Source organism: Anaerovibrio sp., from assembly GCF_051866355.1.
GTDB lineage: Bacteria > Bacillota > Negativicutes > Selenomonadales > Selenomonadaceae > Anaerovibrio.
In genome coordinates, this window is the sequence record NZ_JBJDWZ010000123.1 from 1 (window position 1) to 5,829 (window position 5,829).

The 5,829-nt window shown below is 52.3% G+C and carries 4 protein-coding genes; all 4 read right to left on the reverse strand.

The genetic code is table 11. The features are described 5' to 3' along the window. Positions 1 to 346 (reverse strand): DNA/RNA nuclease SfsA (locus ACI3UA_RS06535; protein WP_439724013.1); only part of this gene is annotated, 346 nt, incomplete at its 3' end. Positions 347 to 582: 236 nt separating this feature from the next. After that, the gene (gene ileS / locus ACI3UA_RS06540; protein ID WP_439724014.1) at positions 583 to 3,702 is read right to left on the reverse strand and encodes an isoleucine--tRNA ligase; all 3,120 of its coding nucleotides are present in this window, start codon (positions 3,700 to 3,702) and stop codon (positions 583 to 585) included. Between the two features lie 829 nt (positions 3,703 to 4,531). Beyond that, positions 4,532 to 5,284, reverse strand: coding sequence for an exodeoxyribonuclease III (locus ACI3UA_RS06545; protein WP_439724015.1), 753 nt, complete (start codon positions 5,282 to 5,284; stop codon positions 4,532 to 4,534). Positions 5,285 to 5,386: 102 nt separating this feature from the next. After that, the coding region (locus ACI3UA_RS06550) for a L,D-transpeptidase (protein WP_439724016.1) at positions 5,387 to 5,829 on the reverse strand (443 nt) is incomplete at its 5' end.

Here is a 5,829-nt window from a genome sequence, read left to right on the forward strand (position 1 = left end):
TTTCCATGTAAAAATCTATCCGGGAGCTGCCGTATTTGTACTCCGGCCTGACAACGTCATACCCCTGCCCTGCCAGCCATTCTGCCACAACCTTATTAGGTGCCTGACTGTCCATATTTATCAGCCCGAAGCCCTGCTTGTATACGGCAATCAAATCATATTTCGTCTTGCGATTGGGATTGTCCGAAATTTCCAGAATTACCTTCACGCCGGACAGCAGCAGCTCCCGGCACCGCCCGGTATTCTTTACATGCACGGTTTCCACCTTGCCACTTATTTCCACATGGGCAATAAATCTGTTGGGCCTGTCCACAAACCGCCCGGCAACAATATTTTTATAAACCATCCAATCACCTCCGCCAATGCCCCCTGAAACATCTGATTATACTCTATCCGCATCCGCCATGCGCAACACACCATATACCATACACTATACACCATATACAATACCACACAAATCTTCAAAAGACAAAAAAGCGGTGCATCCTGCCATATCCGAAAGGGATACCCGCAGTCATGCACCGCATTTTATTAAAAGTAAATTACTGATAAATTGTTGGCAAATTACTCACCGAAAGCAAATCACTTAATAGCCAGGGTAATATCCTCGCCGTTGATATTCCATTCCTTTGCGAAACCATCAGCTGTGCCGTAGGAAATGCTGTCGCCCAGCACAATACGCTTGATGAAGTCCTCGTTGCGGCTCATGATGCCGGTCAGCTTGTCATTGCCTGCGGCAAACACGCTGATGCGGTCAGTCACCTCAAAGCCGTTCTCCTTGCGCATGGTCTGCAGCTTGCTGATGATTTCACGGACAAAGCCTTCCTCAATCAGCTCCTGGCTGAGGGTAGTTTCCAGAGCAATCGTCACGGAGCCATAACGCTGGGTGGCAAAGCCCTCGGTCTGGGACATGGTAATATCCACATCCTCGGCAATCAGCTCCACAGTGCCGCTCTTCAGCTCCAGCACCAGCTTGCCGGTGCTCTCCAGCTCTGCCTTGGCCGCATGGCCGTTGATGGCCGCCAGAGCCGCCTTGACCTCGCCAATCTGCTTGCCAACCTTCGGCCCAAGCACCTTGAACTGCGGCTTGAAGCTGTAGGAAAGATATTCCTCCATATCAGCCTTGAACTCAACATGCTTCAAATTCAGCTCGCTTGCCACAATCTCCTTGAAGAACTCATCCAGCTCCCGGTCAGCCTTCACATACATGCTGCCAATCGGCTGGCGGTTCTTGATGTTGGAGGCGTTGCGGGCGGCACGGCCCAGCACAACAATCTGCAGTACCAGCTCCATTTCAGCCTCCAGCTCGGCATCAATGAACGCCTCATCAGCCACAGGGAAGTCGCAGAGGTGCACGGAAATCGGCGCACTCTCATCGACACTGCACACCAGATTGCGGTAGATGCTCTCGGTGATGAAAGGTACCATCGGCGCAGCCAGCTTCACCACGGTAGTCAGTGCCGTGTACAGGGTCATGTAGGCATTAATCTTGTCCTGGGTCAGCTCCTTGCCCCAGAAACGCTCACGGCTGCGGCGTACATACCAGTTGGACAGCTCATCCACAAAATCCTGCAGCACCTTGGCAGTCTCGGTTACCTTGTAGCTGGCCAGATTGCTGTCAACAGCCTTAATCAAGGTATTCAGGCGGGACAGAACCCACTTGTCCATCACGGACAGCTTGTCATATTCCAGCTGGTACTTCGTTGCATCAAAATTATCAATATTGGCATAAAGCACATAGAAGGCATAGGTATTCCACAGGGTACCCATGAACTTGCGCTGTCCCTCCTGCACCGCATCATCATGGAAGCGGTTCGGCAGCCACGGTGCGCTGTTCTCATAGAAATACCAGCGGATAGCGTCTGCGCCGTGCTTTCTCAGGGCATCCATCGGGTCAACGGCGTTGCCCTTGGATTTACTCATCTTCTTGCCGTCCTTGTCCTGCACATGTCCCAGCACGATGACATTCTTGTAGGAGGAATTGTCAAAGAGCAGGGTGGAGATTGCCAGCAGGGAATAGAACCAGCCGCGGGTCTGATCCACGGCCTCGGAGATAAAGTCCGCCGGATAGCGTTCCTCGAAAATCTCCTTGTTCTCAAACGGATAATGCCACTGGGCAAAAGGCATGGAGCCGGAGTCGAACCAGCAGTCAATAACCTCCGGCACGCGCTTCATCTCGCCGCCGCACTCAGGGCACTTGATGGTTACCGCATCGATATACGGACGATGCAGCTCGATATCCTCCGGACAGTTGCCGGACATGGATTTCAGCTCGGCAATAGAGCCGATGGAATGCTGATGGCCGCAGGAGCACTCCCACACGTTCAGCGGCGTACCCCAGTAACGGTTGCGGCTGATGCCCCAGTCCTGCACATGCTCCAGCCATTCGCCGAAGCGTCCCTTGCCGATGGACTCAGGAATCCAGTTGACGGTATTGTTGTTGTCAATGAGCTTTTCCTTGACGGAGGTCATGTTGATGAACCAGGACTCGCGGGCATAATAAATCAGCGGCGTATCACAGCGCCAGCAGTGCGGATAGCTATGCTCAAACTTAGGAGCCTTAAAGAGCTTGCCGCTCTTTTTCAAATCATCCAGAATCATCGGGTCCGCATCCTTGACAAACACGCCTGCCCAATCGGTTTCCTCGGTCATATTGCCCCTGGCATCCACAAACTGCACAAACGGCATGTCATAGGCACGGCAGACACGGGCATCGTCCTCACCGAAGGCAGGTGCCGTATGAACGATACCTGTACCATCGCTGGTGGTTACATAGCCGTCGCACATTACGAAGAAAGCCTTCTTCTTGAGATTTTTGGCAAACGGATACAGCGGCTCATACTCGCGATGCTCCAAAGCCTTGCCCTTGAAGCGCTCAACGACGGTGCGCTCGCCTTCCTTGTTGGCAAAAACGGACTCCATCAGCGCCTCTGCCATAATCAGGTTCTGTCCCTCGTAGCTGACCTTTACATAGTCAACCTCAGGATTTACAACCAGACCAAGGTTGGAAGGCAGTGTCCAAGGGGTAGTGGTCCAGGCCAGGAAGTAGGTATTTTCCTCATCCTTTGCCGCGAACTTGACCATGGCGGAGCGCTCCTTGACGTCCTTGTAGCCCTGTGCCACCTCGTGAGAGGACAGAGGTGTGCCACAGCGAGGGCAATAAGGCACAACCTTGTGCCCCTTGTAGAGAAGCCCCTTCTTCCAGATTTCGTTCAACGCCCACCATACGGACTCAATATAATCATTCTCATAGGTAATATACGGGTGCTCCATATCCGCCCAGAAGCCTACCACATCGGAGAATTCCTCCCACATGCCCTTGTACTTCCACACGGACTCGCGGCACTTCTTGATAAAAGGCTCGATGCCGTATTTCTCAATCTGCTCCTTGCCATCAAGCCCCAGGAGCTTCTCAACCTCCAGCTCCACAGGCAGGCCGTGAGTATCCCAGCCGGCCTTGCGGAGAACCTTCCTGCCCTTCATGGACTGGTAACGAGGCAGCATATCCTTGATGACGCGGGTCAGCACATGGCCGATATGCGGCTTGCCGTTGGCAGTCGGCGGCCCGTCATAGAATGTGAAGGTATCACAGCCCTCACGATTGGTAATGCACTTATTGGCAACATCGTTCTCCTTCCAGAATTTCAGAACCTCGGCTTCACGCTCGACAAAGTTCAGATTTGTGTCAACCTTGTTGTACACGCTTTTTACCTCCTAAAATCATTATCCTGTACTAATACTAATATACTGTACTCGCATGGAGGCATGTACCAACGAAAACCCGCTCTCGCTCATGGCATAGTGGAACCCTATTATCCATGTTTATTTTCGGTCTAAATTCTCGTCTGCGTTGTTGTCGTTGGTCGGCATGGAAACACCATGCCTTCCGCCTCCGCCTAGCATACAAGAATTTATCCTCGAAACTAATTCATGTCAACAGGATTCCACTATGCCGCCGTGCCTCGCGTTACTAACATTCATCTATCGCAATAAATTGCTCTGATGAATGAAATAACGAGGCGCGACAAAGGTTTTCTTATGGTACATGCCTCCATGCTTACTACCTGCTGTTTGCGGCTTACTGCTTGCGACAATAAAAAAGCTCCCGTCCCAAAATAGGACAAGAGCTAAAAGACTAAAAACAGCCACAAATATGGTTCTTGCAACCACCTATTTCATGTACCAGCATACACTATCCCTATAACGGGAGAACCCGGCCCAGCCTAACGCAATCCCCCAAAATGCGCCTGTCACAAGACTGCGCACACGCCATCAGAAACTGCCTCGACCTGCTGCTCAGAAGTGATTTTCACCACCGGCTACTGCTGCAGGGCTCGCACCCTCCCCCGCTCGCTATGAGTATTCACCAGCGCTTACTTTCTTCATCGTCGCTTTCACTTATTAAACTGTTGGTTATTTTATCACATAGCAGGATTATTTTCAAGGAAAAATACCCGCCGGATAATAAATTTATGCCTTGAGGATTGCACGCAACACGACACCCGCCGGCATCCTGCCCCGGAGGGAATGATTATTTCAGCTCCAGCCCCACAGGGCAGTGGTCGCTGCCAAAAATCTCGTTGTAGATGGTAGCCGATTCAATCCCGGGTGTCAGGCGGTTGGAAATCACAAAATAGTCAATCCGCCATCCTGCATTGGTGGCGCGCGCCTTCCTGAGATAGGACCACCATGTATATGCCCCGGTCACGTCAGGATACACATGGCGGAAGGTATCCGTAAACCCGGCTGACAGAAGCTCCGTAAATTTCTGCCGCTCCTGGTCGGTAAAACCGGCATTTTTGCGGTTGGTTTTCGGGTTTTTCAAGTCAATTTCCTTGTGCGCCACATTCAGGTCACCGCAGATAATCACCGGCTTTTTGGCATCCAGCCCCAGCACATAGGCCTTGAAGGCATCCTCCCACGCCATGCGGTAGTCAAGCCTGGCCAGCTCCTTCTGGGAGTTCGGCGTATATACCGTCACCAGATAATAATCCGGCAGTTCCACTGTAATCACGCGTCCCTCATGGTCATGCTCCTCTATGCCCAGCCCATAGGTCACAGCCAGCGGCTCCACCCGGCTGAATACCGCCGTGCCGGAGTAACCCTTCCTTTCTGCACTGTTCCAATACTGCCTGTAGCCCGGCAGGTCGAGAATTGCCTGCTCCGGTTGCATTTTGGTTTCCTGCAGGCACATTATATCCGCATCCATATCGCGAAAGGACTCCATAAACCCCTTCGTCAGGCACGCCCGCAACCCGTTAACATTCCATGATACAAATCGCATAAAAACACCTCTTATCTACCCCGAATATATAAACGCGCAAATTGCCACAGGCGCCACAGCCGATAATCCGCCAGGGCGCAACAGTCCGGCGCCCTATGGCAATCAATCCTCGCTAATCACAACCTGTACGCCAATACCGCCATTCACCTGGCAGATGATATCCTTCAGCTCCTGTATATCCTCGTTGCGCAGGCGGATACACCCCTCGGAGGCGTTGGTACCAATACTGCTTTCGTCATGGGTACCATGAATCCCTATGCCATCCCAGCCGGTATTCAGGGAAATAAACCATGGCCCGTAGGCTCCGGCAATCTCGCCCCTGCCATCCCCGAAATCGTGCGTCCAGTACCCGGCATAGAGAATCTCATCCACCACAAAAGGCACATAGGCACTCGGTGTCCAAGGCTCTGCCCCCGGAATTGAATCCATGATATAGCCCCAGCTAATCGGCGTCCTGTGGTCACCCGGCCGCTGCTTGTCCCCTGTATTCATGCCGGTGGCACAGCCATAGCTCTTATAAAACTCGCCATTACGGTAAAGCTCCA